At 69.3% G+C, this 664-nt stretch carries 1 protein-coding gene; it reads left to right on the top strand.

Going from position 1 to position 664, the window contains the following annotated elements; genetic code table 11:
- Window positions 1-181: 181 nt before the first annotated feature.
- Window positions 182-664, top strand: a 483-nt coding sequence (locus G7A99_RS23335; RefSeq protein WP_205600034.1) for a hypothetical protein, incomplete at its 3' end; no start/stop codon positions are given.

Raw genomic sequence — 664 nt, 5'->3', positions numbered from 1 at the left:
TCACTGCTTTGACTGTGTCCCCGAGTGTCCTAAATGTTGCAGTGACGGTATCTGTTCAGGATCTCCGTCCGGGCAGATGCTGCTCCGGTGGCACGCAGGAACGCCCGGCTTTATCAGCGTCGGCGCAAGTGATGCGGCGCGCTCCTTCCGGTCTCCCGGGGCGGAGCGAGAGAAGACGGCGATGACAGACAGTATTGGTCCCGGTAACCGGCCGGGTGACACACCGGTCGGCGGTGACCGCCATATGGACCGGATCGCCACCCTGGGCGCCTGCCTGGCGGGGTGTGATGTGGCCCTGGTGATTCGCAGCGGTGACGACGGGTGTCTGGGCTGGGGGCGCTCCTGGCCCGGCGGGGACCTCCGCGCGGTGGATTACCCGCGCCTCGCTGCGGTGGTCCAGGCCGCGCCGACGGACGACGATGGCGTCGTCATGGCGGACGCGGCGGCCGCCCCCGAGGGCGATGTGACCGCTGTCGCCCTCAGGGGGATGGGGCTGGCTTTCGCCGCCCGTGTCCCGCTATCGATGGGGGGACGTATCTCGCTGATCCTGGCCGGCTGCCAGGCCGGGCCGCAGGGTTTGCCGGGGCATGTCGTCTGTGGCCTGCGTGTGCTCGGCGACCTCGTGCGTGACGGCGTGAATACCGCGGTAACGCCGCTCGCCATG

It is taken from the genome of Arhodomonas sp. KWT (genome assembly GCF_010993615.1).
This window is presented reverse-complemented; position numbering and strand designations above follow the sequence as displayed.